The organism is Salmonella sp. SAL4457, from assembly GCF_046548235.1.
In the GTDB taxonomy this organism is placed as follows: domain Bacteria; phylum Pseudomonadota; class Gammaproteobacteria; order Enterobacterales; family Enterobacteriaceae; genus Salmonella; species Salmonella enterica.
The window spans coordinates 1-260 of sequence record NZ_JBGDZO010000765.1; the positions used below are offsets into that span (position 1 = coordinate 1).

Here is a 260-nt window from a genome sequence, read left to right on the forward strand (position 1 = left end):
GTGTACTCGCGCGTGGCACGGGAGAGCACCGTCGCCCACGAGCTCGCGCACCAGTGGTTCGGCAACGCCGTGAGCCCGGAGCGGTGGGCGGACATCTGGCTCAACGAGGGCTGGGCCACCTACGTCGAGTGGTTGTGGAGCGAGGAGAGGGGCCGCGACTCGGCCCAGGCGAGCTTCGACGCGGTCATGGAGATCCCAGCTGACGACCCGTTCTGGGACCTGGCCATCGCGGCTCCGGGCCCGTTCGGACTCTTCCTTGG

1 protein-coding gene is annotated in these 260 nt (G+C 69.6%); it reads left to right on the forward strand.

Translation table 11 applies throughout. The features are described from left to right. The coding region (locus ACLJNW_RS26225; protein ID WP_410961509.1) for a M1 family aminopeptidase at positions 1-260 on the forward strand (260 nt) is incomplete at both ends.